Annotated in this window: 17 protein-coding genes; 13 read left to right on the forward strand and 4 right to left on the reverse strand. The window is 55.7% G+C overall.

The features are described from left to right. Window positions 1-227: 227 nt before the first annotated feature. From OSO_RS46880 to OSO_RS0139200, 3 genes are all read left to right on the forward strand, one after another. Window positions 228-917, forward strand: coding sequence for a 3-keto-disaccharide hydrolase (locus tag OSO_RS46880; RefSeq protein WP_157606186.1), 690 nt, complete (start codon window positions 228-230; stop codon window positions 915-917). A gap of 21 nt (window positions 918-938) precedes the next feature. Next, window positions 939-1,805 (forward strand): formylglycine-generating enzyme family protein, encoded by an 867-nt coding sequence (locus OSO_RS0139195; protein ID WP_010588177.1) that lies wholly within the window; start codon window positions 939-941, stop codon window positions 1,803-1,805. Between the two features lie 271 nt (window positions 1,806-2,076). Beyond that, window positions 2,077-3,564, forward strand: coding sequence for a sugar ABC transporter ATP-binding protein (locus tag OSO_RS0139200; RefSeq protein ID WP_010588178.1), 1,488 nt, complete (start codon window positions 2,077-2,079; stop codon window positions 3,562-3,564). A 564-nt stretch (window positions 3,565-4,128) separates the two neighbouring features. On the opposite strand, the gene OSO_RS0139210 is transcribed toward OSO_RS0139200, so the two are convergent. Next, window positions 4,129-5,427, reverse strand: coding sequence for a GDSL-type esterase/lipase family protein (locus tag OSO_RS0139210; protein ID WP_010588179.1), 1,299 nt, complete (start codon window positions 5,425-5,427; stop codon window positions 4,129-4,131). A gap of 202 nt (window positions 5,428-5,629) precedes the next feature. Between OSO_RS0139210 and gltX the strand changes: the two genes are divergently transcribed. Then, entirely contained in the window at window positions 5,630-7,195 is a 1,566-nt protein-coding gene (gene gltX, locus OSO_RS0139215) for a glutamate--tRNA ligase (protein WP_040593982.1), read from the forward strand. A gap of 1,039 nt (window positions 7,196-8,234) precedes the next feature. Here the strand turns inward: gltX and OSO_RS0139230 are convergent. Next, complete coding sequence (locus OSO_RS0139230) at window positions 8,235-9,299, reverse strand: DnaA/Hda family protein (RefSeq protein ID WP_010588183.1); 1,065 nt, start codon at window positions 9,297-9,299, stop codon at window positions 8,235-8,237. Window positions 9,300-9,527: 228 nt separating this feature from the next. On the opposite strand from OSO_RS0139230, the gene kdsB reads away from it, so the two are divergent. The 3 genes from kdsB (at window position 9,528) to OSO_RS0139255 (ending at window position 13,265) form a co-directional block, all read left to right on the forward strand. After that, on the forward strand, window positions 9,528-10,307 hold the full coding sequence (gene kdsB / locus OSO_RS46890; protein ID WP_010588184.1) for a 3-deoxy-manno-octulosonate cytidylyltransferase: 780 nt from the start codon (window positions 9,528-9,530) through the stop codon (window positions 10,305-10,307). Between the two features lie 196 nt (window positions 10,308-10,503). Continuing rightward, complete coding sequence (locus OSO_RS0139250) at window positions 10,504-12,114, forward strand: CTP synthase (RefSeq protein WP_010588185.1); 1,611 nt, start codon at window positions 10,504-10,506, stop codon at window positions 12,112-12,114. A gap of 131 nt (window positions 12,115-12,245) precedes the next feature. After that, window positions 12,246-13,265, forward strand: coding sequence for a ribose-phosphate diphosphokinase (locus tag OSO_RS0139255; protein WP_010588186.1), 1,020 nt, complete (start codon window positions 12,246-12,248; stop codon window positions 13,263-13,265). A gap of 150 nt (window positions 13,266-13,415) precedes the next feature. Here the strand turns inward: OSO_RS0139255 and OSO_RS0139260 are convergent, their stop codons facing one another. Both OSO_RS0139260 and OSO_RS0139265 read right to left on the reverse strand, forming a co-directional pair. Next, entirely contained in the window at window positions 13,416-13,913 is a 498-nt protein-coding gene (locus OSO_RS0139260) for a SixA phosphatase family protein (protein WP_010588187.1), read from the reverse strand. 43 nt (window positions 13,914-13,956) lie between these two features. Next, on the reverse strand, window positions 13,957-14,316 hold the full coding sequence (locus OSO_RS0139265; protein ID WP_010588188.1) for a hypothetical protein: 360 nt from the start codon (window positions 14,314-14,316) through the stop codon (window positions 13,957-13,959). Window positions 14,317-14,881: 565 nt separating this feature from the next. Here OSO_RS0139265 and OSO_RS46895 point away from each other — a divergent pair. From OSO_RS46895 to OSO_RS0139315, 6 genes are all read left to right on the forward strand, one after another. Further along, window positions 14,882-16,285, forward strand: a complete 1,404-nt coding sequence (locus tag OSO_RS46895; RefSeq protein ID WP_050986305.1) for a PP2C family protein-serine/threonine phosphatase — start codon at window positions 14,882-14,884, stop codon at window positions 16,283-16,285. 382 nt (window positions 16,286-16,667) lie between these two features. After that, a complete protein-coding gene (locus tag OSO_RS0139295) occupies window positions 16,668-17,450 on the forward strand; it encodes a hypothetical protein (protein WP_010588190.1) in 783 nt (260 codons plus the stop codon). Between the two features lie 358 nt (window positions 17,451-17,808). Then, on the forward strand, window positions 17,809-18,876 hold the full coding sequence (locus OSO_RS0139300) for a DUF1559 domain-containing protein (protein WP_010588191.1): 1,068 nt from the start codon (window positions 17,809-17,811) through the stop codon (window positions 18,874-18,876). A gap of 428 nt (window positions 18,877-19,304) precedes the next feature. After that, window positions 19,305-23,540: a DUF1592 domain-containing protein gene (locus OSO_RS0139305; RefSeq protein ID WP_010588192.1), complete on the forward strand. Its 4,236-nt coding sequence runs from the start codon at window positions 19,305-19,307 to the stop codon at window positions 23,538-23,540. Window positions 23,541-23,719: 179 nt separating this feature from the next. After that, window positions 23,720-25,042, forward strand: coding sequence for a DUF1552 domain-containing protein (locus tag OSO_RS0139310; RefSeq protein ID WP_202800041.1), 1,323 nt, complete (start codon window positions 23,720-23,722; stop codon window positions 25,040-25,042). Between the two features lie 194 nt (window positions 25,043-25,236). Beyond that, window positions 25,237-26,433, forward strand: coding sequence for an FG-GAP repeat domain-containing protein (locus OSO_RS0139315; protein WP_010588194.1), 1,197 nt, complete (start codon window positions 25,237-25,239; stop codon window positions 26,431-26,433). Window positions 26,434-26,469 lie beyond the last annotated feature (36 nt).

A 26,469-nucleotide genomic window follows, 5' to 3' on the forward strand; every position in this document is an offset into this window, starting at 1 on the left:
GTTCCAGTTCGGTGAGCAGTCTTCCCCAGCACGGACCCGGAGTCCCACAGCGCGCCCATATCCACGAGTCATCGGTAGCGCGCGTGATTGGTTTTGACTGACCGCAGCAGTAGTATCAACCGGGAATCGTCTCACCGATGGACGTTCGTTGTCACCTGAATCGCCTCTTGGCTCGTTTGGGTGCACCGTCTGTTCCGAATGTCGAAACCTTGTCGCGAGGATTGATCATGCGCCGAAGTCACTTCTTGCTCATGCTGCTACTGATCACCGGTGGAACGGATGTCGGTTCCGCTCAAGACGTCAAGGAAGCCCCCGTCATCCCACCGCGGGAAGGCAAGCGTGAAGTGATTGAGATCTTCAATGGAAAGGATCTCAAAGGGTGGATCGGACATACACAATACTGGTCCGTCGAAGACGGCGTCATCACCGGCAAGAACACGGACGAAGTGAAAGTCAGTAACTACCTGCTGACCGAACGACAGTTCACCGACTTTCGGTTTGTCTTTGACTTCAAACTGGCCGAGTCGGAAATGCATTCGGGCATCGCAATGTGGGGAAGGATCGCACCCGACCATGGCGATGAATACACCTATGCCGGACATCTGGTCATGTTTCCGTCAGGCTATGGTTTTTATGACCTGTACGGTCGCAAGATGATTCATCAGAACATCGAGATTGCCAAGACGGTCAACAAGCAGCATGACTGGAACACGTACGAAATTTTGGCTCAGGGCAATCGAATCCGATTCGTTGCGAATGGCAAGTTGATCTCGGATTGGCGTGAACCAGAACCGCAGTTCATCAAGGCGGCACCGATCGGGCTGCAGTTGCATTCGAATAAGGTTCCACAGATCGTGCAGTTCAAAAATCTGAAACTGGAAGCGTTTCCTGAAGACAAGTTGTTGACGGTGAAATGAACGACGAAAGGACTATTCGGGATGATCTGCGATTCTTTAACAGGTTCTCGCATTCTTGCCGCGATCGTGATGCCGCTGATCCTCTGTGGCAGTTCGACCTTGGCAGACGAAGCACAAAAGGAAGAACTCGTTCGGACCTTCGTCGAAGAATTCGTGTCCATCACGCCAGGGAAGGACACGTTTCCCGCGACTTTTCGTATGGGTGACGCCGCTGGGGATTCAAACGAACAGCCAGTTCACACCGTCACGTTGACGAAGGAATTTGGAATGGCTCGTTACGAGGTTCCACAGAATCTGTACGAAGCCGTCATGGGTTCGAATCCAAGTCGCTGGAAGGGGCCAAGGAACTCGGTCGAAATGATGACGTGGGACGATGCCAATTCGTTCTGCCAAAAGGTGACCCTATTGGCACGCCAACAGAATCTGATCAATGACGCCGAAGTGATTCGACTGCCGACCGAGGCCGAATGGGAGTATTGCTGTCGAGCGGGGACGACGACGCGTTACAGCTTCGGCGAAGACGCTCAAAAGGAAGATGACGCGCCGCCCAAAGCGTCGATTCTGAATCAGTTTGGCTGGCATACCGGAAACGCCGCGGGCAACGATCCGCCCGTCGGAGCCCTCAAGCCCAATCCTTGGGGGTTGTACGACATGCACGGGTACTTGTGGGAATTCACTGCCGATGCCTGGGCACCGACCTATGAGCATTCTCCGAACGACGGTTCACCGGAACCCGTTGTCGCGGACACAAAGGCGGTCGTGATTCGCAGTGGATCGTGGAAAGATAACTACAAGAAGCTGACGAGCGCATCGCGACAACCAGTGAAGCGCACTGCGGTGGATGATGCAGTTGGATTTCGCTGCGTGAAGGCCAAACGAACAGATTGAGGCATATCGTGCGGCGCTGCTTCGGGACACAACGGCACGCGGCACAAGGGACGTCACGATTGCAATAACCGGTTGTGTGCCAGTGGATGCTGGAATGAGGAACACCGTGGGATGGGGATCGGACGGCAATCCTCTTCCAAAAAAAGCACCTTGTTGAATGGTCGATCAACGACCTTCACAGTCTTGTTGAGGATCAAATGCCGACTGGGCCAGGGCAGAGCCAGTGGCACACAAATCCTAAGACTTAGACGCGACACAGGGGAATCGTCCGATGACAAGCGGTGAGCTGTTGACGATGGAGAAGATCTCCAAGCAGTTTGGGGCGACCCAGGCGCTGCGAGAGGTGTCGTTGACCGTTCGCGCGGGACATGTTCTAGCCCTGATCGGTGAGAACGGTGCCGGTAAAAGTACGCTGATGAAGATCCTGAGTGGCGCTCATGCACCCGATTCCGGCGTCATGCACCTTTCCGGAAAACCATATGCCCCCACCGGTCCTCACGATGCCCGTATGGCGGGCGTAGGCATGATTTATCAGGAGCTGAACCTCGCCCCCGATTTGTCTGTGGAAGACAACATCATGCTGGGTCAGGAACCCCATCTGTTCGGTGTGAGAAACCGTTCACAACAACGCGCACAGGTTCGCCGTGTATTGGATCTCTTAGGACACCCTGATCTTCGACCTGAAACGCCGGTACGCGAACTGTCGATTGCCACGCAGCAACTGGTGGAGATCGCCCGGGCCTTGGCGTCGGATTCACGAGTTCTCGTCTTCGACGAACCGACCAGTTCGCTCACCAGACATGATGTCGAACATCTGTTTGCCGTGATTCGCAAACTACGCGACTCAGGTTACGGCATCGTCTATATCAGTCATTTTCTGGAAGAGATTCGCCAGGTGTGCGACTGTTACGCCGTCTTGCGGGATGGCCAATCGGTCGGCGAAGGCGAATTGGCGGGAACATCAGATGGAGAGATCGTCTCACTGATGGTCGGCCGGAAGGTTTCGGACCTGTTTCCAACCGTGCCCCATCAGCCGGGTGAGACCCTGCTGTCGCTCGCAACGATCAGCGGTGAGCGTTCACCTGAGGACGTTTCACTCGAGCTGAGACGTGGTGAAATTGTGGGACTGGCGGGATTGATCGGGGCGGGCCGGACGGAACTGCTTCGCTGTCTATTTGCACTCGATCCGGTCCGGAATGGCACCGTCAAAGTCGCAAAGCTCACGATTCGCCACAACACTCACTCACGCATTCGTGCAGGACTGGGGCTCGTCTCTGAAGATCGTAAAACTGAGGGGCTAGCGCAGATCCGTTCGATCGCCGACAACCTGACCTATAGTCGCTTACAGCCTTATTCCACGGCCGGCTGGTTGAATCTGTCAAAGCGAACCAATTCCGTCATGGACTGGATGAAACGCCTGCAGATCAAAGCGCAGTCACCCGAACAGACGATCGGTGAATTGTCGGGGGGGAATCAGCAGAAGGTCGCGATCGCACGCGTGCTGCATCAACAAGCCGACATCTTGCTGCTCGACGAACCCACTCGCGGAATCGACGTGGGAACGAAATCCGAGATCTATCGGCTGATGGGCGAATTGGCAGCCGAAGGCAAAGCAATTCTGTTCGTCAGCTCGTATCTGACCGAGTTAATGGCCGTATGCGATCGATTGGGTGTGATGTCAGGCGGTCGCCTTCGAGATATCCGTCCGACATCGGAATGGACCGAAGAATCCATCATGAGCATCGCAGTGGCAAGGTGAGTGTGCAGGTACCCCATGCCAAAACAACTCCAGGCGAGCCGGGCGGCTGTCGTCGCATTGGGCGATAACAGGCTTCGTGATCTCCCTGTCAAGAAAACAAAATTGCAAGAGGCGTTCCCAAACGGCAGCGCTGGCGATGTCAGTTCCTCAAGCCCAAGCGGGCCGACCTGCCTTCCAACAAGACATCTGCTGTTTTTTCTTCCTTGCGTCGTTGCGCCTTTGCGTTCCATTTTTTTGTTGCGAAAAACTACTTCGGAAAGAAAAGTTAACGCAAACGCGCCAAGGCGCAACGACGCAAAGTGAAGACCATGCGACTTCACTTTGCGATCGATTCGTAGCGAACAGGCAAATAACGCAACTTCAAAAGCGGAATCTTGGCAACGAGAAGACGGTCGGATTATGAAAACAAATCATCGGCCCAGTTGAAGAACCGGGCGTTAACGCAGCCCGGCTCGCCTGGATCATGCCCTAGAGATGACCACATTTCCAACTCGTTACCAAGCTCCTCGGCCTGCTTGGTAACGTTTCCTACGCCCAGAAATCGTACGCAACGCGGCGTTCGCACTACGGCGTTTCTTTGATGCGAATCCGGCGGTATTCCATCTGGCCACTGTCGCCTTCGAGGCCGATGGGTCCACTGGCTGGAAGTGTCAATGCCTCTTCCAGGACTTCGTCGTTGCAGGTGCATCGGGCGACGTTGTTCTTCACCACGACGACCAACTCGTTCCAATCCTGTGCACGATAGTGCTTCAGCGTCTTGTAAGGTCCGGCCAGAGGATAGTCGCGGCACTGCAATTGTGGCTTGCGGATGAAGACACCGCTGTCGGCGTTGGGCGTCGCTCGGAACTCAAGCTTCAACACGAAGTCTTTTGAGAACTCACGCTTGGTCCACAGCTGCTGGACGCGTCGGCCTTCAGCCGGCGTCGAGACAACCACGCGACCATGCTTCGCAATATACCGACCATCCGTGGTCGTCACCTGGCCGTCAAATGCGGCCTGGTGCTCCATCGTTTTTTGATCACGGAAATCCCATCCCGTAAAATCTTTTCCATTGAACAACGACTCAAACCCGGCTTCCGGCTGAAAATCATCGTCGGTCGTTTCGAGGTAATTCAGCGTTGCGAGGATCGGTTTGAGGGCCGCGGCCCACTTTGCATAACCTGCGGCATTCGGATGCAGCAGATCAGGAAACTCTGCGACTTTAGCATTGCCTTGCTCGTCGGCGAAAAGGGGCCAGGTTTCCAGAAGTGTGACTTGCGCATCACCTTTCACGGCGGCGGCGTACAGCTTGTTGAGGGCTTTGATTTTTTCAGCCGGACGCTTCGCGGTTTCGGAACTTGGGAAGACCTGACACAGAATCACGGGCAGCTTGGGATCGTATTTTTTCAACGCGGCCAGGATCAGCTTGAGGTTTCCTGCAATGACTTCGGGTTCCGCGTTCTCTTCGAGGTCGTTCGTTCCCATCAGTAGAACGACGCCCGTTGGTTTCAACGCGAGCACATCGGTTTGCAGTCGAATCAGCATTCCGCGAGTCGTATCGCCACCAATTCCACGGTTGGCAACTTTCACACCCTTGAAGCTTCCGCCGAGATCATCGCCCCAACCTTGGGTGATCGAATCTCCCAGGAACACGAGCGACTTCTGATCCTGATCGACACGCTTCGACCAGACCTCGTGCCGTTCCTTCCAGACATTCTGAAACCAGTCATATCGACGGATTGGACCCGCACCGGGCAGTCCGTCATCGGTTGCGGGCAATTCGAGACCGACCGATTTTTCCTGAGCGAACGCACCTGCGGGTGCGAGACCCAAAAGGAGAACGGTGGCAGCCAACAGCAGTGAGACGAGGTTGATCTGTTTCATAGCGGTATCCTGATGATTCCGTCTCGGACTTGCAACCGGGGCGATAGCAACCGAGATTACCTTGGAGAGACCGCCGTAAACCCAGCGACCGAACCCGTTTGTTCCTCACACTTTGACAGTGAACGGCGAAACGGCTCTGGCCTGGTTCATGCGACGGATCGTCCCTGAATCCAAAACCTCCTTCGATACGAAAACGCTCGCGATGAACACTCCCGTTCGAACACGATTTGCTCCCAGTCCCACCGGTTACATGCACATCGGCGGCATGCGCACGGCCCTCTTCGCCTGGTTGTGGGCGCGTCACACGGGGGGAACTTTTATCCTGCGCATCGACGATACCGATCAGGAAAGAAATGTCGAGGCGGCACTTGGTCCGATCTTTCGCGCCTTCGAATGGCTGGGCCTGACATGGGACGAAGGTCCGAAGGTGGGTGGATCGTTTGAGCCGTACTACCAATCACAACGCGGGCATCTCTATCAAGCGGCGGTTGAAAAGTTGCTGGCCGCGGGACGTGCGTACAAGGATTTCGATCCACCAGAACTGATCGCCGAAGATCGGAAAGAAGCCGAAGCGGCGAAGCGTCCGTACGTGACAGTGCGTCGCTCTCTGGAACTGTCGGACGCCGAACGTCAGCAACTGGAAGCTGCTGGAAAGCCGTTCGTCGTGCGGTTTCTGATTCCACGCGATCAGAAAATTGCCATCGACGATGCGGTACGCGGGCATGTCGAATGGGACTGCTCGTTAATGCCTGACCCGGTCATCATGCGCAGCAACGGCACGTTCCTTTACAACTTCGCGACGGTCGTCGACGACGCTCAGATGCAAATCACGCACATCATCCGAGCCGAAGAGCATCTCGCCAACACGCCTGTGCAGGCGTTGATCCATCTGGCGCTCGAGAACCCGATGCCGGTGTTCGCCCATATCCCGTTCATCACAGCGCCTGGTTCGACGAAGAAGCTTTCCAAACGCGATGTCGAAAAGCTGCGCAACAGCCCGCAACTGAAAAAGATGTTTGACCGTGCGGATGAAGTGTTTCCTCAACTGGGGATTGGCGATTCGAAGACATTGAATCCAGTCATGGTTGAGTACTACGAAAAACTGGGCTATCTGCCTGCGGGAATCCTAAACGCGTTGTCACGCCTTGGCTGGTCCCTGGATGGTAGCACAGAATTCATGTCGCTGTCGGACGTCGTTCAGAATTTCACGCTCGAACGAATCGTCAAAGCTCCTGCCGGCTTCGATCCTGAGAAGCTGCAATCGTTTCAGCAACATTGGATGAATCAACTGTCCATCGACGAAAAGGTCGCGGGCTGCTTGCCGTATTTGCAGCAGGCCAAACTGATCCCTGCCGAGATCGACGAGCAAACTCGCACGAGCGTGGGACGCGTCATCACAGCGATCGCTGATCGGTTGCGAGTATTCAGTGACATTCTGGATTACAAAGAGTTTTTCATCTCTGACGATGAGCTGACGTTCGATGCGAAGCCTTTCCAGCAACGCATTCGCGATACGGCGGAAGCGGTCGGCCTGCTCAAGGCGCTGCGCGAACAACTGGTCACTGCCGAGCCGTTTGATTCGGTGTCGCTCGACAAGCTTGTGCATGATTTCGTGGAGGCGCAAGGGATTAAGATTGGGCAAATTGTACATGCCTTACGCGTGGCAATCACTGGGAAATCTGTGGGGATTGGCTTGTTTGATGCGATTGCGATCCTTGGACGTGAACGCTCGTTGCGACGCATTGATCGAGCATTGGCTCACGTGTGAGCTCTTTCTCCTCTCTTCTTCAAATCTCTAAATAAGTTTCGTAGAAGTCTTATTAGAGGGACCTCAAAATTGTGGATTGTTGGATTGTTGAATGGCCGAATTCGCCATGATGAAAACGCTTACGACGTCTTCTCCACAATCGTCGTCTGTGGAAACTTCGACGACAGCACGTCGAAGACCGTGTGGAGAACTGTCACGAAGTCGTCGAGTTGTGATGATGGCTGAATCGCGGCGCCGTGGAGATGTGGACAACGCAGAAAGTTGCTGTCGAGTTATCAACAATCTGTCCACAATCCGCTGACGCAGTGACACGCAAGAGACCTTGATGCCTAGGTAAATATCGAGGTTTGGGCGATTCGTGGAGTGAAATCAGTGCATGCGATGTTGCACGTTTTTGAGGTCGCGTGATCGCATCAATGACTTGGTAAATCATGCCGTTTGGTCATCATCGTTTGAACATGACGAAGGCGTTGATGAGGTTGACGAGGTGAGCTTGGTTGAGTGTTCGGTGATCAATGAGCGGCCTCTTCGCATGTCGAAGTGAGTCGACTGGATCAATGGCTGATCGGTTGGGGATGATGCTAAGTGATCAGGTTTGCAGATCCGGACAACCAGCACGAGGCAAGTCCGACCATCCAGTTCAACTCGTTTGGTTCTTGCGTTGCCAAGCGGGGAACTTGGCAACGCTTCCTCTTCATGGGAAGTGAGTGCGAGGCCCAGGCGGTTTTCCAGTTCGAAGAGAAACGAGTTCGCATGAAGCGTCACCAAGCAGGGGCTTGGTAACGAGGGGCAAACGAGGAACAAGAGAGAGCAATGTGAAGAGGCGTTACCAAGCGGGACGGCGTGTTGATTTAATCGAAAAATTGACGACGCGCGACGAGGATTAAGGAGTTACGGAGATGCTTTTCGCTGTAACTCCTTAATCCTCCTCGTCACCGCTCACGCACGGCGATTAAATCAACAGGCCGGGGAGCTTGGTAACGAGGGAAATCCAGTGTTGTTGTCGGCCCCGAAGAGGAGGCGAGATCTCTCGTGGTTGCTACGCGCGTTCTTCGCGAGGGAGCTGCTTGAGCTGTTGGCGCAGCTTGTGGACCTGCTGCCTGAGTGATGGAACCGTGGGGATCAATTCCTTCAGGCGTGACAGGCTGTGCGAGACGGTCGTGTGCGAACGATCGAAGTAGTCGCCGATCTGGTCCAGTGGTCTTCCGGTCAATTCGCGTGCTAATAGCATGGCGCACTGGCGGGGTAACGACAGACCTGCCTGACGTGATCGCGAACGGAGTTCCGATGGGTCAACCCCGAACGCCTGGGCAACCTGGTTCACGATGGAATCGATCGACAAACGGGGTGAGCGATCTTCTTTTGCAAGCCATCGTTCAAGATAGGCCACATCAATTGGGGCGGGTCGACGGGCATGGCGCAGTGTCAGATCCATGACGGTTTGACGCAGATCGCGAGGGGGAATCGGTAAGCGTTCTGCGAGGAACTGAGCCGATGCGGCAAACGGTTTGATGATCGGCAGCCGCATCTCTTGGAACCAGTGCTGCAACAATTGCACGCGGCTTTCGAGACTGAGCGGCGGCATCTGGACACACAGTCCGCCATGACAGCGACTGACCAGTTTCTGGTCCAATTGAGGAATTTCGCCCGCAGGCTGACGTGAGGTCAGCAGAACCTGTGTTGTCCCTTCTTCGAGTGCATCGATCAGCATGACGAACCAGGGTTGGTAGGGTGAATCATTGCCCAGTTCGTGCAAATGTTCACAGACCAGCACATCGAGTGTACGGAACTGTTCAAATAACTCGGCCAGTGATTGGCGTTCATCGGCCCGTCGAAGAAGTTCGCCGAGTGCACTGACAGTCAGATAGGCGAATCGCAAGCGTGTGTGGCGTCGTCGCAGTTGTTGCAGTGTCCAGCGAGCGAGGTGTGTTTTGCCGATTCCCGCAGATCCGTAGACCAAGGTGATTGATCCGGATGTGGCGGTGTCAGAGGTGTGACGGAGCCGCGTGACCGCGGCTCGAGCGAGGCGGTTTTCGTCCAAAGTCAGATATGTATCGACCTCTTGAATGGCCGACTTGCTCGACGCGAGCAACTCTTCGAACATCGTGAACCGACCTTCATGGCAGTCATGTTCGCAAGTGTCCTTTTGCTGGGAGTCGTCCGTGTGAGGCAATATCCTACTACAGTTCGGCCCGAATTTCCCAGCAACAAAGCGGCGATCGGAATTGCCCAGGGCGCGGTGGACGACTTTCCGGTGTGACGAGGCGTTGAGCGTTGGCGTTGACACTGCTATCGTTCACACGAAGGCGCAGTCACTGTTCTCGGGATCAATATGAACGTCTACGGAATCATTCCCGCTCGGTTGCAATCGACGCGGTTGCCTCGGAAGCTGTTGCTTTCCGACACCGGGCGAACCGTTATCGAATATACGTGGGAAGCCGCATCTCGTGCGACGAGCCTCAATCATGTGATTATCGCTGCGGACAGTGACGAAGTGGCGACAGCGGTCAAGCAGTTTGGCGGTCATTGTGAATTGACGGGTGAACATCCCAGCGGCACCGACCGCATTGCGGAAGTGGCCGGTCGGTGTTGTGCTGACGGCGATATTTTCGTGAACATTCAGGGCGACGAGCCGGAAATGGACCCGGAGAATATCAATGCCGTCGTCAAAGCGCTGGTGGATTGTCCGACAGCTCAAATGGCGACACTGGCGACGCCGCTGAAGTCGCTGGAGCAAGTTCAGGCGTCTTCCTGCGTCAAAGTTGTTTGCGCAAAAGATGGCCGCGCGCTCTATTTCAGCCGCTGTCCGATTCCATTTTGTCGTGATCGCGATCCGAACGAAGTGCTGGTTGCTGAACAACCGTGGCTGCTGCACCTGGGGATTTATGCCTACCGACGTGATTTTCTGTTCGAACTGACGAAATTGCCTCCGTCGCGGCTGGAACAACTTGAGAAACTCGAACAACTTCGAGCCCTGGAAGCGGGTGCTCGAATACAAGTCGCGATCGTCGAACATCACTCAGTTGGAATCGACACTCCAGAGGACTATGCTCGATTCGTCGAACGAATCCGCTCGAACCCAGCCCGCTCGCGTCTCGAGGTACATGGCTGAACGCGGAAGGAAGACCGTAAACGGGGCGGCGGCCATAAGTAGCCTGTTGAAATAAGGGGGACAGGCACCTCGGTCAGAGGAATGGCAAGGCGTTTTTGACGCCTGGCGGAGCCAGCCCCGTGATTTCAGCAGATTGCCAGGCCACATTCATCCTTTCGACGGCGTTCTCACAGATTTTTTGATTCAAAAGAGACTCATGAGCAAGCACATTTTTGTTACGGGCGGCGTGGTTAGTTCTTTGGGAAAAGGACTGACTTCGGCGTCGATTGGGACGATTCTTGAACGGCGTGGTCTGCGGGTCCGGATGCAAAAACTTGATCCGTACATCAACGTCGACCCCGGCACGATGAGCCCCTTTCAGCACGGAGAAGTCTATGTGCTGGATGACGGATCGGAGACGGATCTCGATCTGGGTCACTACGAGCGGTTTACGAACAGCCCCCTGTCCCGCGAATCCAACTACACATCAGGCCGCATTTATTCACGTGTGATTCAAAAAGAGCGTGAAGGAAAGTATCTCGGCAAGACCGTCCAGGTCGTGCCGCACATTACGGATGAAATCAAGGCGGCCGTGCGGGGCTTGTCCGGCCCCGACGTCGACGTGGTCATTACGGAACTCGGCGGGACCGTCGGGGACATCGAAGGGTTGCCGTTTTTCGAAGCGATTCGCCAGATTCCGCTGGATATCGGCCGCGAAAACTGCCTGTTTATCCATCTGACGCTGGTGCCATATCTGAAGGCGGCCAAAGAACTCAAAACGAAGCCCACTCAGCACAGCGTGCAGCAGTTGCGGGAAATCGGCATCCAGCCCGATATTCTGATCGTACGAACGGAACGTGAACTGGGACGCGAGAACGCCGACAAGATTGCGCTATTCTGCAATCTCGAAAAGCGGGCGGTCATCGAAGAAAAGGATAAGGAATTTTCGATTTACGAAGTTCCCGTCGGGCTCGTCGAATACGGTTTGGATAAACTGATCCTGGAAAAGCTGCACCTGCAAGCCGGCCCATCGGCCATGGAAGATTGGGAGGATCTGGTTACTCGGATCAAGAATCCCAAGCACGAAGTCAATATCGCGGTCGTCGGCAAGTACATCGAACATCGTGATGCGTACAAATCGATCTATGAAGCACTCGATCACGCTGGTTTTGCTCATTCAACGCGTGTGATCGTCAAGCGGATCGAAGCGGAGCTGCTGGAACGGCAGGAAGCCGCGTCGGCCCTGGCGGGTATCGACGGAATTCTGGTTCCAGGTGGATTCGGTCATCGTGGGATTGAAGGGAAGATCCAGGCGGTCCGATTCGCACGGGAGCAGAATGTTCCTTACTTCGGGATCTGTTTGGGAATGCAGGTCGCCGTGATTGAATACGCACGTCACCAGATTGGACTCGACGATGCAAACAGCACCGAGTTTGAAGGGGATACCCCGCATCCCGTGATCTGTCTGCTGGAAGAACAGCGAACAGTGGATTCCAAGGGTGGCACGATGCGATTGGGGGCTCAGCCCTGCCTCTTGAAGGAAGGTTCTTTGATCTCCGCCGTTTATAAGCGGAGCGAAATCTCGGAACGCCATCGGCATCGATATGAATTCAATCCCGAGTATCGTCAACGATTTGAAGCAGGGGGCTTGTCGCTGTGTGGCAGCAGCCCCAGTGGCAAGCTGGTCGAAGCGATCGAAATTCCGAAGCATCCCTGGTTCGTCGCGGTACAGTTTCATCCCGAGTTCAAATCGAAGCCGAATCGTCCGCACCCGCTGTTTTATGGGTTTATCGAAGCCGCCCTCAAGCGACATCAGTCCCGGATGTAGTCGTTGGTTGAATCGGGGGACAGGCACCGTGGTGGCAACGATGTCAGCAGGCGTTCTCAAGGGAGAATGGAGTCCGTCCCCCCTGTTTTTGCAGGCTAGTGAGGTTTCTTTCCATTCCGGAGATCCATTCGATGGATTACTTGCGGCCTGATTTGGGCGGCCCCCGACTCGTTCCTTTCCAAGCGCCACAAGGTGACCTGGCGATCATTGCGGGCAGCGGAAATCCGCTGCTGGCGCAAACGATTGCGAACACCCTGGGGGTTTCATTGATCCCTGCTCGGGCTCATATCTTCAGCGAAGGGAACGTGTTCGTCCGGATCAAGGAAAATGTTCGAGGCAAGGACGTGTTCATCATTCAGGGGTGTCACTACCCCGTAAACGACAATTTCATGGAGTTGTTGTTCTGGATCGATGCCGCGCGGCGAGCCAGTGCCCAGACCGTGACGGCCGTGATTCCGTTCTTCAGTTATGCCCAGGGTGACAAGAAGGACGAGCCACGCGTTTCGATTCGTGCGCGTGTGTGTGCTGACGCAATCGAAGCTGCGGGGGTCGACCGCGTCCTGACGATGGACTTGCACAGCCCGCAGATTCAGGGCTTTTTCCGCGTTCCGGTCGATCACTTGTATGGCCGGATCGTGCTCGCGAACCACTTCAAGACTTTGAATGTTCCGGATCTGGTCGTCTGCAGCCCGGACGTGGGTTTTGCCAAAGGGGCGGCGGCCTATGCCAGTTTGCTCAATGCGCCCGTGGTGATTGGAAACAAGCACCGAGCGGATCACAGCGAGACGGTGCAGATTCTGGAAGTGATCGGAAACGTGCAGGACAAGAACGTGTTTCTGGTGGACGATCTGACCATTACGGGCCGATCGCTTGTGGAAATGGCCAAGACGCTCAAACTGCGTGGTGCCAAAGACATTTATGTCGGTGTCACGCATGGAGTGCTGTCGAGCGGTGCGGTGGCACGAATCGCCGACAGTGACATCAAGCGAATGTTTATCACCGACACGATCGAGAACTCATTCGATCCTTTGCCGCACAACTGCGAAGTGGTCTCGGTGGCCCCGCTGATGGCCGCCGCGATTCGCTCGATCCACGACCGTACGAGCGTCAGTATGCTGTTCCCCGAAAAAACTGACGAACCCCGTGCCTAAGTTTTTTCTTTCTCTGTGTCTCGTTGCCTCTGTGTCTCACCCCTTCCCGCTGGGCCCACATGTACGCGTTGCGTATGTCGGGTGCACAAGGGGGGTGAAGGAGACACTGAGGCACGGAGACACAGAGGGAAGGCGACGATTGAAGGAAGATCAATCGAGGTCTCGCGGGCGCCAGAGTTTTTTGATCTGCCCGACTGTCTGTAGAGAGAATTCGTGCCAGAGGTTGAGTTCGAACTCGATCTGGGCGAGGGCTGCCGTCGGGAAATGAAGTTCTGTCTGAGTGAGCGCGGCGAGAAATTCTTCGAAGCCCGGATTGTGGCCGATCAACAGCGGGCACTGAAATTGGTCGTCAATCGCCGCCAGAATGGCGGCGATCTGCGCAGGGGGTGCGAGGTAGAGATCCGCGCGATCGATTCTGGTCGGTTTGTTTGTGACTTGTTTGAGGACGCGCTCGGCGGTTTCCTGAGCACGGATCGCGGTCGAACAAATGAGCAGGTCGACCGGAAGCTGTTCGTGGTGGATCAGTCGCCCCATTCGCTTTGCGGCTTTGCGTCCGCGTTCGTTGAGCGGTCGATCGTGGTCGTCCAGGTTGGGATCGTCCCAGTTTGACTTGGCATGGCGGAGAAGCAACAGCGTTTTGGTGCTCATGAAATGCATTTCATTCGCGGCATGGCGGAGCGACTGAACAAGATTATCTCGGCCCGGATTTTGATTTTGGTCGTAGAATCATGATGGCGATGGCGGCACCGATCAGCATCGGCAGCACGATTCGGAAGTCGACACGTTTGCTAGTCAGGATGACGAGCAGTGCCATAAAGCCGATAACGGCTCCCCATGACGCCTGGCCCAGATTCCCGCGTCGTGAAATTGTGGGAAGTGCCAACCAGAGGGCGGCCATGACGATCCCCACCTTCAGGCACGCGCCGGTCCACATATTTTGGCTGCCTGCGAAGACCCAGAGCGCACCGGCACTGACAAGCATGATGCTAGACAGAATCCCAATCAATGCACGATTGATCGTGAGCGTTTGGGATGTGGGTGAATCGGTCATAGGATTTTCGAAGTTCTACGCGAGACTCAAAACGGGATGCGATTAGCCTGTTGGAATTATGCGATGTCCTGAGCCCGAAGAGAGGGGTACAGGCATATTTTCCCGGTTCAGTGGAAATCCACAGCACATCGACGAAGGTAAGCCTTCCCTTTACCGCAGGAAAATGAGCCAGTCCCCGGGTTGTGAACGGTTACCATTTTCTGACACCCCCAATCGGTGAAAGAAATATCTTAACCGGCAATTCATCAATCGGAACGCCGGGCGTCAGAATTTGTTTCTCGCCAGCCATCTCGCGGATTTCCACGTCGCCAAGCGTGACGATCCCGATAGAATGCCGTGCTTTATTCGTCCTGAAACGGAATCAAATCTATTTCCGTGTGTAACGATGAAACGTTAAGATATTGTCATTTCGCCGACCGTCGAAATCGACGGTCAAATTTGGTCGCAATTTGTTCGACGATTTGGAATTGAGACGGCACATACAAAACGGGTCGAGTCACTTGGTCGCGATGTCCTTCGCTGACACCAGCGGTGGATGGGTGGCATTCGCATAGTCCGAAGGTTCATGATGCTCTGGGAGCAACAAGTCCGATACGCGGCGCTCACCGATATCGGCTTTCGCCGGCAGAATAACCAAGATTCGTGCGCCGTCACGCTCAGCCAATCCCTTGAGGCGTGGGAAGAGGGAGGGCACCTGTTCGTTGTTGCCGACGGAATGGGTGGTCACGCTGTCGGAGAACTGGCGAGCAAGATCGCGGTCGACACCGTTCCGCACACGTTCGCCAAGCTGCGAAATCACCCGCCGAACGAAGCCCTGCGGATCGCGATCGAAGCGGCAAATGAAGCGATTCACGAGCGGGGTTCGCAGAACCAGGATTTCCTGCGGATGGGGACCACGTGCTCCTCATTGCTGCTGTGCTCGCAGGGTGCGATCGTCGGACATGTGGGAGACAGCCGTGTTTATCGCATTCGCAGCCGGCAGATTGATCAACTGACGTTCGACCACAGTCTGGTCTGGGAGATGATTCACAGTCGCCGAGTGCATCCGCGCGATGCCGAGCGACTGTGCCCCCGCAACGTCATTACGCGTTCGCTGGGGCCCGAACCGAACGTCAATGTGGATATCGAGGGCCCCCACCCTGTTCTTCCCGGCGACATCTTTCTGCTGTGCTCGGATGGACTGAGCGGTCTGCTCAGCGATGCCGAGATCGGCATGATTGCCGGGACGCTCGCCCCTCACGAAGCGTGCCGATTACTGGTGAATTTAGCCAACCTGCGGGGGGGGCCGGATAACATCACCGTCATCGTGGTGCATACCGGCGAACTACCCGAAGGCGTTGACCTGGTCTACGAATTGCCTCCCCCGCCTCCACGGATTGAGGGGCTGAGCTGGGCCGGTTTTGGATTGATGTGCCTGTTCGCCGCGTTCTTTCTGGTCGGTCTGTACTTCTTTGAGTTGGACGTACAACGACGCCTTCAAGGTGGTGCGATCCTGGCGATGGCGGCATTGTCGGGCATCGGGTTCTGGGCGTGGCACCGCAGCAAGAATCCAACAAAGACGATTGAATACGACCCACAGGCAACCGAAATCTGGCGCCCGTATCGATCGGCTTCCGCCGTCATCAACGATGAATTCGTCGAGAATCTGACGCGGATGGAAGCCGATCTACATCACGCGGCTCTGGAAGACCGGTGGCCCGTGGACTGGGTTCAGTACGAAGCGGCGTTCCGCGAAGCGCGCGATGCCGTCGACAAACGGCTATTCGGTCGGGCGCTCGTGCAGTATGGGCGGTTGTTCGATCTGCTGATGGCCGCGATCCAGCAGCAGCGCAAGCTGCAGATGAAATCGAATCGCCCCAAAAAGACGGGCAGTTCTCCGTCGATTGCGACGGCGGATGGAAACGGTTCATCGTCTGGGCAGAAATCGGAACCGGAAGTGAAGCCGCCATCATCTGGCGCCGCCCGGTAGAGTCGTAGTCTCTCGAGCCTGATATAGCAGGCCGACTCATGCATGCCGAAGTCGAAATCTTCGGCGGGTCCTATTTGTTGTTAACCCTTCTTTGGATCGATTGTAGTAGTTTGTCTTAAGTATACGGTGTCACGTCGACCATTCACGAAGATTCCACGGACGTTCTTTCGTTCCTCGCGTGTCCAGTTTCGTATTCCCCGTGTTTGTTTGTCGCGAACTGTCTGTTGAGATCAGGGGGACAGACACCTTCGTTTTCACGATCAACGCGGTGCATTTGAATCTGAACACCGGCCGTTATTGCAACGTCAACGGGCGATGAAGTTCCTTCAGAGAAACGGTGTTTTCGCAACGATTTCGAGGGCTTGCCGTGAAAGGGCCGTGCATGTTCGCAATCAAGTTGCACTTGCCGCGATTGGCGTTCGAAGTGTGGCTGGCGGTCTTCAGTGTTGCGACAGACGGCTGGGGGGCAACCAACACGTGGTCTCAAAAGGAGTTTTTGGCAGGTGTCACGGCCGCTGCCGCAAAGGTGGAGAAGCCGTCAGTGCATGTCGTGTATTCAACTCGGGATGATCAACCCGGTCAGGCGCCTCCCAACCCAGTCGACAGGCGCGATGTTGTGTTCAGCGGAGATTTTGGAAAAGCAAAAGTCACTAATAACAGAGGTCAGCGTGTGGATCTGGTCATCAATCCGAAGTATGCCTTCAAGCTCAATCTCGGGAAGGACAAATCGCCGCATACGATGGGCTGGCTGGAAGAGTTGGCAACGGCAAACGACGAAGTGAAGGCCATGATTGCCGAGGACACACGTGAACCGCTAAATGCGATTTTGGCGCCGTGGAACATGTTTAGGAAATTCCTTTGGGAATCCATTAAAGACCCAGGATTTACTGTGGAATCCGTGAGCGAGGCGAATGAGAGTCAGCGTGTCAGGGTTGAGTACCGTTATTCCAGTGTGATTCAACAAGGACCCAAAAAAGGGGATCCGTTTGGTTATCTTGGCTATCTGATCTGTGATTCGGCGCGGGACTGGTGTTTGTGTGAATACGGCACAATCAGAAAAGAGGGAGTTCTGGTCGGGAAAGCGATCGTTGAGTATGTCGATGCCGAATCCGTCGTGCCAAAGTCAAAATCGATCACGATCTTTGGGACGATGGAAAAACGATAAAAGGTGTCTCAACAGTCAAATTTGAAACGTATGAGCCCACTACGATTAACGAATCCGAATTCTATTTGTCCTATTACGGTCTGAAAAAGCCTGTATTTCGTCGTCGCCTGGCCGGTTGGGTTTGGTATTCAGGGATTGGTATCGCAGTTCTTGCGATCGCTCTTTACCTGAGAAATCGGCGTATCAGGATGTCGCACGATTAGCGACAGGCACCTTGGACCTCATGGCGTTATTGCATCCTCGCCGAGTCAGTCCCCGATACGTGGACAGAGAGTTTGGTGCGGGTCAACGCCGCAATTTACGCGATCCGCTCCGCACGTACTCAAAACTGCATGCAGTAGAAATCGAGGACGTCTTTATGACCAGACGACGCGCATTCACCTTGATTGAGCTCTTGGTTGCGATGTCGATCATCGCGTTGTTAATTGCATTGCTACTCCCTGCAGTACAACAGTCGCGCGAATCCGCACGTCGCTTGCAGTGCAAGAATAACTTGAAACAGATTGGTATTGCCCTGCACAACGACCACGACAGATATGGACTCTTGTGTCCTGGATCGATCTGGTCCCAGCGTGGCGAACCATACGGAGGTGGGATTATTCCGTTAGGGACGTTCGACCGAGTCGCACTCGGGATCTCGCCTGGGACTGAGCCGGACCGACTTTACGCGAACTGGTTGATGCTGTTGCTTCCCGATCTTGATCAATCTGCGTTGTATTCAAGCTTCGATTTGCAGCGCCCCGTTGATGATGATTTGAACAAGTCGGCACGACGCGCGAAGGTCAGTGTCTTCAAGTGTCCTTCCGATTCCTTCAACGACGTCGAGTATGATCGCTCTTTGCTCGCGGGAACCTCCGGTCATCTGTATGCGCGGGGAAACTATGCGATGAATATTGGATGCAATCGTGAATGTTTCACGTTCCAGCCCAACTGCTCCAATGGATTTACCGCTGGTACAAGTGACCTGATCAGTACCAACGCCACCATTTCGGGATCGGGCGTCGGCGGGATCAATGTCTCGTTTAGTTTCAGGAATGCCACGAGGGGGTTGTCGAATGTGATCGCCGTGGACGAAATCCGATCTGGAATCGACCCTGTCGATCCAAGAGGGACCTGGGCGCTCGGAATGCCGTCTGCAAGTTTAACCAGTGTCAACATGCCGGGTCCCAATTCTTCAATTCCCGATGGCATCGTGTCCTGTACGGATCTGACCATTCGGCATTCCACGGCGACACTGACACAAATGGGGATGCCGTGTTCCGATTCGACGCCCCCGAGCAACTATGCCTCGACGGCGCGAAGCATGCACGTCGGGATGGTTCATTCATTACGGCTTGATGGTTCGGTGAACAGTGTCAGCGATTCTGTCGACCGACAGGTCTGGGCTGGCCTTCATTCCAAGGACGGTCCTTCCCTGGCGTTTTAATCGCCAATTTGAATGGGAATCATCGCGGCGCGGAATAAAGAATGAGGTCACTCGAAAGCGGCCTGAGCGTTCTGCGTGGTGGAACGGAGGATTCCCGAGCGGGCGCTCTTGAAGTTGCACGCCGTCCCTCGTTTCCTAACTCCGGCTTGGCGATGCTTCCGATGAGCAGGAAGCGTGTGAGCGGGTCCAAAACCACCATCCTGGTCGAGAGAAAATGAGATCGCAAGAGGCGTTACCAAGCGGGAGCTTGGTAACGAGGAAACGAGGATCTTCAACGAGGAACTTCGATTCCTAGCGGACGAGCGACCGTAAGCGGAACTTCAAAACGAGCGAAGGAGCAAGTCGCACATATATCGGCCGCTTGATATGATTGGGAGGACGGTGGCGACACAGGCCGCCGGATGAATCATTCCTGCGGAGCAATGCGAATGCGGTCGATCGGTCGTCTGGTGCTGCTAGTCGTTGGCGTAACGTCGTTCTCGCGAACGTTGGTTGCGGCGGATGCGGTTGAGTTTCAAACGTTCGAAAAGACGTTTGTGAGTGATGTACGTCCCATTATTTTGCGGACATGCGAGAAATGTCACTCGAACGAAGTCATGGAAGCGGACATCGATCTGTCGATGTTCAAGTCGCTCGCTGACATTCGCAAGCATCCAGACGTCTGGCAAAAAGTGAACGAGATGCTGGAAAGCGGCCAGATGCCGCCCAAGGACGCACCTCAACCGACCGAAGGTGAACGGACCACGTTACAGCAATGGGTGCGGTCGTACTTGAAAGCAGAAGCGCGCTCACGAGCCGGTGATCCTGGACGGGTTGTCCTGCGACGCCTGAACAACGTCGAATACACCAACACGATTCGGTCGCTGACGGGCGTGCCGACGCTTGCTCCGGCGAAAGAGTTTCCGGTGGATAGCGCCGCAGGCGAAGGGTTTACTAACCTTGGAAACGCACTCGTCATGTCGCCGGCACTGGTCACAAAGTATCTGGACGCGGCCAAAGAGATTGCCAATCACGCCGTACTTCTGCCCGACGGTTTTCGTTTTTCGCCGTCGGTGATGCAGCGCGACTGGATCGAGGAATTGCTCGCCGATATCCGCGGACTGTACGCACTGTACACTGATGATCGAGGCGGGACGCAAGTGAACCTGCAGGGGATCATTTTCGACACGAATGGCGGCGGTCGATTGCCACTCGATCGGTATCTGGAAGTGACACTGCGCGAGCGCGAAGCGATTTCGACCGGGAAAAAGTCGATCGAGACACTCGCCCAGGAACACAAATTGAGCCCCAAGTACCTGGGGCTTCTGTGGAAGGCACTGACTGGCAAGGAACCGTCATTTCTGCTGGACGGCTTGCGTACACGCTGGCGCACGGCGAAGCCAGAAGATGCGGTTGCACTCGCGACGGATATCGCTCGATGGCAGCAGGCGCTTTGGCGGTTTACGAGCGTCGGGCATATCGGAAAGCTCAACGGACCGAAAGCCTGGATGGAACCCGTCAGCCCGATGACGAGTCGGTTCGAGATTCGCCAAAAGCTGGCGGAACCTGCACCGGGTGCGGATGTCTCGGTCTACTTGCTGACCACTGATGCCGGTGATGGAAACGAGAATGATTTCGTTGTCTGGGAACAGCCGCGGTTGGTCGCCCCCGGCCGTCCGGACCTTTTGCTGCGTGACGTGCGGACTTACACAAGTGAACTGCTGGAACGTCGCAAACAAACATTGAACAGTGCGGCAAGCTATTTGAATGTCGCGGCCGAAGCGGCGGCGTCCGAGACGAAGATTGATCCAGTGGAACTGGCCAAGAAGCGGGGATTGAAAGCAGAGGTTCTGACCGCGTGGCTCGACTATCTGGGAGTTGCGATTGGCGGACCGGCGAAGATCGAAAATCACTTTACCAGTAAGATGTCGAATGTCGGTGGGTATGATTTCGTCCGTGGCTGGGGCAGCGATGCGACACCACTGATCGTTGCCAATTCATCCGATCAGCATGTCCGGATCCCCGGAAACATGAAGCCGCACGGGGTCGTCGTACATCCTTCGCCAACGCTCAACGCGGTCGTGGGATGGCAGAGTCCGGTCGACGCGACATTGCGTGTCGATGCAAAAGTCCAGCACGCACATCCCGAGTGCGGCAATGGTGTCACCTGGTCGGTCGAAGTTCGCCGTGGCGCTCATCGACAGCGACTGGCGACGGGCATTGCGCACGGTGCCACGCCCGTGGTTGTACCGCCGATTGAAAATCTGATCGTTCATCCCGGCGACATCGTTTCGCTGCTGATCGGGCCGCGGGATGGAAACCACTCGTGCGATTCGACCGCGGTCGATTTGACGTTGACCGCAGCGGGGGCCGAGGGACGTGTGTGGGATTTGTCGCGTGACGTTTCGCCCGACATTCACGCCGCCAATCCGCACGCGGATCGATTTGGCAACAAAGACGTCTGGCACTTCTATACAGAATCCGTGACAGGGGCTTCACTGGGACCGGTCATTCCGGCGAATTCGTTGCTCACACAATGGCAGGCGACCAAGTCGGTCGAAGAACAGCAAAAGCTGGCAATCGCCGTACAAACGCTGCTCTCGGGTCCGTCGCCTGCAGAGAAGGAGAGCCCCGATGCACAGCTTTACCGCCAACTGACATCGCTCGGCGGGCCACTGTTCCGCTCGGTCATTCCTGTGACCGCCACCACCAAATCGAAGGAGACGGCGCAGCCGATTTCGAATTGGGGTTTGGACCCTGTGCTGTTTGGAAAGCATCCCAACGGGCAAGCGGTTGATCCCGCCAGCCTGTGCGTCAAGGCTCCCTCGGTGATCGAAGTGAAGCTGCCAGCGGATCTGGTCAGCGGTTGGGAACTGGTCGCAACGGGAGCGTTGCATCGCGAAACGGGCGCGGAAGGAACGGTGCAGTTGCAGGTTCTGACCACAAAGCCCGAAGGAGATCAGGGGCTGGTTGCCGCGACGGTGAAGGAAACCAACGCGAACAGCACTTGGACGGATAACAAGCGGTCGTTGTCGTATTCAACTCCGATCCTGGTCAGCGAAGGCAGTGCAGCCAGTCGACGCGTGGAATCGGCCTTTGAAACGTACCGCAACTTGTTCCCTGCGGCACTGTGCTACTCGAGAATCGTCCCGGTCGATGAAGTGGTCACACTGACCATCTTCTATCGTGAGGACAATCAACTCAGCCGCCTGATGCTCAGTGATGAACAGGCTGCACGACTCAACCAGCGATGGAATGAGTTGCACTTTGTCAGTCGCGACGCGCTGACACTGGTCGACGGCTTCAACCAATTGATGGAGTTTGCGACTCAGGACGCCGATCCTAAGGTCTTCGAACCACTTCGGAAACCGATCCACGACAGAGCCGATCAGTTCAAGCAGGCACTGCTTGACGCCGAACCGCGGCAACTGGAATCGGTGATTCGATTCGCCGAACGAGCGTATCGCCGTCCACTTCGATCCGAAGAGGGGCAGGAGCTTCGTCACTTGTACTCGCGCTTGCGTGAGCAAGAGCTGCCGCATGACGAAGCGATTCGCTTTACGATCGCTCGTGTCCTGATCTCCCCTGCGTTCTTGTACCGAGTCGAACCACTGTCCGTGGCCGCGACAGGATCGGCGCCAGCATCGGCCACGGCGATCAGCGACTGGGCGCTGGCCAGCCGTTTGAGTTACTTCCTGTGGTCAACGATGCCAGACGACGAACTGCGTCAACTGGCGAGTGCCGGCCGGTTGCATGACCCAAACGTGCTGGTGACTCAATCCAAGAGGATGCTGAAGGATGATCGAGTCCGGATGCTCGCGACCGAGTTCGCCTGCCAGTGGCTGGGAGTACGTGATTTCGACAATCACGGTGAAAAGAGCGAGCAGGTGTTTCCGACGTTCACCGCGCTGCGGGGCGACATGTACGAAGAATCGATTCGGTTCTTCCAGGATCTATTTGAGCGTGACGGTTCGGTGCTGGAGATTCTGGACGCCGATCACACCTTCCTGAACGAATCATTGGCGGCTCATTATGGTATTCCCGGAGTGACGGGGCCGGAATGGCGACGTGTCGACAATGTCAAGCAGTATGGTCGGGGCGGAATCCTGACGTTGGCAACGACCTTGGCACAACAATCTGGTGCGTCGCGTACGAGTCCGATTCTGCGGGGCAACTGGGTGCTGGAGACGTTGCTGGGTGAAAAGCTTCCTCGGCCACCGAAAAACGTGCCACCGCTGCCGGAGACGGAAACGGATACGAATCTGACCGTGCGCCAACTGGTCGAGGCACACCGCAGTATTGAAAGTTGTGCGCATTGCCACGAACGAATCGACGCATTCGGGTTTTCGCTGGAAAGCTATGATGCCATTGGCCGACGTCGCGATAAGGATCTGGGCGGTCGCGCGATCGAAGTGAATGTGCAGCTGAAAGACGGCACCAAGTTCGCGGGCGAAACGGGGTTGAAAGACTATTTACTGCATGCCCGGCGCAATGCGTTCTTGCGCCATTTCTGCCGAAAGCTGCTCGGTTATTCGCTGGCTCGTGGCGTCCAATTGTCCGACGAGACGGTCTTGGACGAAATGATGACGCAACTTCAATCGCATGATTACCGTTTTTCGGCCGCGGTCGAAACAATCGTTCGCAGCCAGCAATTCCAGTATCAACGCGGGAATGTTGCCGAGTAGAATAGAGGACTGCGTGGTTGGGGGGGCGTTGCGCCCTGATCGGCGGGATTGATTTTGGATGATTTTTGAGTCGAGAGCTGAGTAACGCGCTCTTCAGCGAGTCGCGTTTGAACGAATAAAACGGTTGAACGAATAGAGACCTGATCCATCGCGGATCGCCAGATTGAGGAATTGCATTCATGTCTCAAGAAAGATCTGCCATGTCGCATCCGTTTGATCGTCGCACGTTCCTGCGTGGTGTCGGCGTTTCGATGGCATTGCCGTGGATGGAATCGTTGCGGGTCTGGGGTGACCAGCCGAAAGGACGGACGGCATCGAGCGAAGCGCCCGTGCGATTGGCGGTTCTGTTCTCGGGGAACGGTTACCACGGGAAAGAGTTCTGGGCCAAAGAGTCGGCTCAAGGATTGGAATTCGGCCAGGTACTGGCACCGCTGAACGAGTTTCGTGATAAGGCGCTCTTCATCAAAGGTCTGTACAACGAACAGGCATTGAAAGGGAACATTCACAGCTCGCAGACGGGCAATCTGTTGTCCGGCGCTCCACTCGCTGCGGGCGGCGAGATTCATTCGGGGACGAGCGTCGATCAGTTGCTGGCGCAAACCTACGGTCGTTCAACCAAGGTGCCCAGCCTGGTGCTGGGTTGTGAAGCGGGGAACCCCTCGGTCCACAAGAACTACTCGATGATCTACAGCTCGCACATTTCGTGGAGCTCGCCGACCACACCAACGCCGCTGGAACTGTACCCCGCACTGGCCTTCGACCGACTGTTCAAAGACGAAGTGCAGAAGGGTGACAAGAGCGTTCTGGATGCGGTCCTGGCGGATGCCCGTGATATTCGCCGTCAAATCAGCACGTCGGATCAGCGGAAGTTGGACGAGTATCTCGATTCGGTGCGTGACGTTGAAGAGCGGATTGAATCGGCAGGAAAACAAGGTGAGCTGCAAGGCTGGCGACCGACGCTCGACAAGCCGAACATGCCGCGTCCTGCCGAAGGAATTCCGCAGAACATTGCCGACCACATGCGCCTGATGTGCGACATCATGGTCCTCGGGTTCCAGACGGATACGACTCGCATCAGCACGCTGAAACTGAACAATGACCATTCGTCATTGCGGTTCCCGCACCTGAACGTGGATTACATGATCCACCACCTACTTTCCCACTCGGACACGGCGGACTGGCTGAAGGTCAATCAGTTCTTCTTCGAACAATTGGCCTACATCGCGCGTAAGCTCGACGCGATCCAGGAAGGCGAACGCACGGCGCTCGACAATTCGATGCTGATGATGTGTTCCAGCATGATGACCGGAAGTCACGACGCGACGCAGCTGCCGGTGGTGATGCTTGGTAAAGGCGGCGGCAAGATCAAGACCGGCAAGGTGCTGGATTATCGCGAACAGTCGAATCGTCAGATGTGCCGACTGTACCTGTCGATGATGGACAAGATGAACGTCCGCCCCGGCACGTTCGGTGACGCGACCGAGGCTCTGGCCGAAGTGTAGTGGCACCGCTTTTCTGTCCTGGTCGATTCGTGAGGATCGGTTGCAGGCTCGTTGGCCTGCTCGCCGCAAGTTCTTCCACGTGTCAATTCAGGTTTGAAGATCCACTCGTTCATTCCACATTGAATGCCTGTTGAAATCACCGGATGAGGATTTCAACAGGCGTATTGTTCAACGTGTTGCCTGGAAGGTCATCGATGCGTCGTTTCCTAGCGCTCGCGGTGTTGGGGTTGTTTGGTGTCTCGGGGATGAATTCGGCGCAGGCTGGCTGTCCGAAATTCACCGAGCGGGTCATTGATCCGCACATTGGGGAGGTCTGCTACGCAGTCACGAAGGCGGACGTCAACGGCGACAACCAGCTCGACATTGTCGCCGTCAGCGAAAACCGCGTGCAGTGGTACGAAGCCCCCTCGTGGAAAAAGCACATCATTCTCGAGGATCAGACCGAGCGTGACAACGTCTGCCTTGCGGCTCATGACATCGACGGCGATGGCAAGGTGGATTTCGCGCTGGGTGCGGGCTGGATCAAGGCCAATACGGGCTCGATCCAATGGATTTCGCGCGGACCGAACGAAGGGGATAAGTGGACCGTGCATCTGATCGCTCACGAACGCAGTACGCATCGAATGAGTTTTTCGGATGTGCTGGGGACGGGGAAATCGCAGTTGGTGGTCACACCGCTCAACCGCAGTCTGGAAGGTGCGGTGGGGGCACGCATCCTGGCGTTTGAGATTCCCGAGCAGCCAAAGACGGGTCGCTGGCCGGCGACGGTACTCGATCAGTCGCTCAATCGGATCCATGCGCATACGCACTTCGATTGGGACGGCGACGGACGTCTCGACACGATCGCCGCAAGCGAAGAGGGACTCAGTTTCATTCATCGACGGAATTCCTCGTTCGAGAAGGCGAAGCTGGGAACTGGCGCCGTCGGCGATAAGGCGGAACTTCGCGGGTCCGGCGAAATCAAGATCGGCACGTTGAAAGGCGGCCAGCGTTTCCTTGCAGCGGTTGAGCCAATGCATGGAAACGCTGTAGCCATCTACGTTGCGGATGCCGATCCCAAGTTGCCTTTGCAGCGAATCGTAATCGAAGATTCGTTGCGACAAGGTCACGCAGTCTGGACGGCCGATCTTGATGAAGATGGAACGGACGAAGTGCTGGTCGGACATCGTGAAGCAGGTACGGGAGTGATCAAAGGGCCGGGCCTGTATGTGTTCTCGTGTGACGATGACGCTGGGCGTAAGTGGTCGAAGACTGTCATCGACAATGGCGGCATTGCGGTTGAAGATGCAATCGTGGCGGACTTCACGGGTGACGGCAAACCGGATCTGCTTGCGGGGGGCCGCGCGACGCACAATGTCAAACTGTATGTGAATGAGGGCGGACGTCCTTAGGCGGCGATCGAACGACGCTCAGGATCGGCATTCAAC

Source organism: Schlesneria paludicola DSM 18645 (assembly GCF_000255655.1).
In the GTDB taxonomy this organism is placed as follows: domain Bacteria; phylum Planctomycetota; class Planctomycetia; order Planctomycetales; family Planctomycetaceae; genus Schlesneria; species Schlesneria paludicola.

Bases quoted from the DNA above. Each gene is read 5' to 3' on its own strand.
- OSO_RS46880 (WP_157606186.1), top strand. From the start codon at position 228: ATGCGCCGAAGTCACTTCTTGCTCATGCTGCTACTGATCACCGGTGGA.
- OSO_RS0139195 (WP_010588177.1), top strand. From the start codon at position 939: ATGATCTGCGATTCTTTAACAGGTTCTCGCATTCTTGCCGCGATCGTG.
- OSO_RS0139200 (WP_010588178.1), top strand. From the start codon at position 2,077: ATGACAAGCGGTGAGCTGTTGACGATGGAGAAGATCTCCAAGCAGTTT.
- OSO_RS0139210 (WP_010588179.1), bottom strand. From the start codon at position 5,427: ATGAAACAGATCAACCTCGTCTCACTGCTGTTGGCTGCCACCGTTCTC.
- gltX (WP_040593982.1), top strand. From the start codon at position 5,630: ATGAACACTCCCGTTCGAACACGATTTGCTCCCAGTCCCACCGGTTAC.
- OSO_RS0139230 (WP_010588183.1), bottom strand. From the start codon at position 9,299: ATGTTCGAAGAGTTGCTCGCGTCGAGCAAGTCGGCCATTCAAGAGGTC.
- kdsB (WP_010588184.1), top strand. From the start codon at position 9,528: ATGAACGTCTACGGAATCATTCCCGCTCGGTTGCAATCGACGCGGTTG.
- OSO_RS0139250 (WP_010588185.1), top strand. From the start codon at position 10,504: ATGAGCAAGCACATTTTTGTTACGGGCGGCGTGGTTAGTTCTTTGGGA.
- OSO_RS0139255 (WP_010588186.1), top strand. From the start codon at position 12,246: ATGGATTACTTGCGGCCTGATTTGGGCGGCCCCCGACTCGTTCCTTTC.
- OSO_RS0139260 (WP_010588187.1), bottom strand. From the start codon at position 13,913: ATGAGCACCAAAACGCTGTTGCTTCTCCGCCATGCCAAGTCAAACTGG.
- OSO_RS0139265 (WP_010588188.1), bottom strand. From the start codon at position 14,316: ATGACCGATTCACCCACATCCCAAACGCTCACGATCAATCGTGCATTG.
- OSO_RS46895 (WP_050986305.1), top strand. From the start codon at position 14,882: ATGATGCTCTGGGAGCAACAAGTCCGATACGCGGCGCTCACCGATATC.
- OSO_RS0139295 (WP_010588190.1), top strand. From the start codon at position 16,668: ATGTTCGCAATCAAGTTGCACTTGCCGCGATTGGCGTTCGAAGTGTGG.
- OSO_RS0139300 (WP_010588191.1), top strand. From the start codon at position 17,809: ATGACCAGACGACGCGCATTCACCTTGATTGAGCTCTTGGTTGCGATG.
- OSO_RS0139305 (WP_010588192.1), top strand. From the start codon at position 19,305: ATGCGGTCGATCGGTCGTCTGGTGCTGCTAGTCGTTGGCGTAACGTCG.
- OSO_RS0139310 (WP_202800041.1), top strand. From the start codon at position 23,720: ATGTCTCAAGAAAGATCTGCCATGTCGCATCCGTTTGATCGTCGCACG.
- OSO_RS0139315 (WP_010588194.1), top strand. From the start codon at position 25,237: ATGCGTCGTTTCCTAGCGCTCGCGGTGTTGGGGTTGTTTGGTGTCTCG.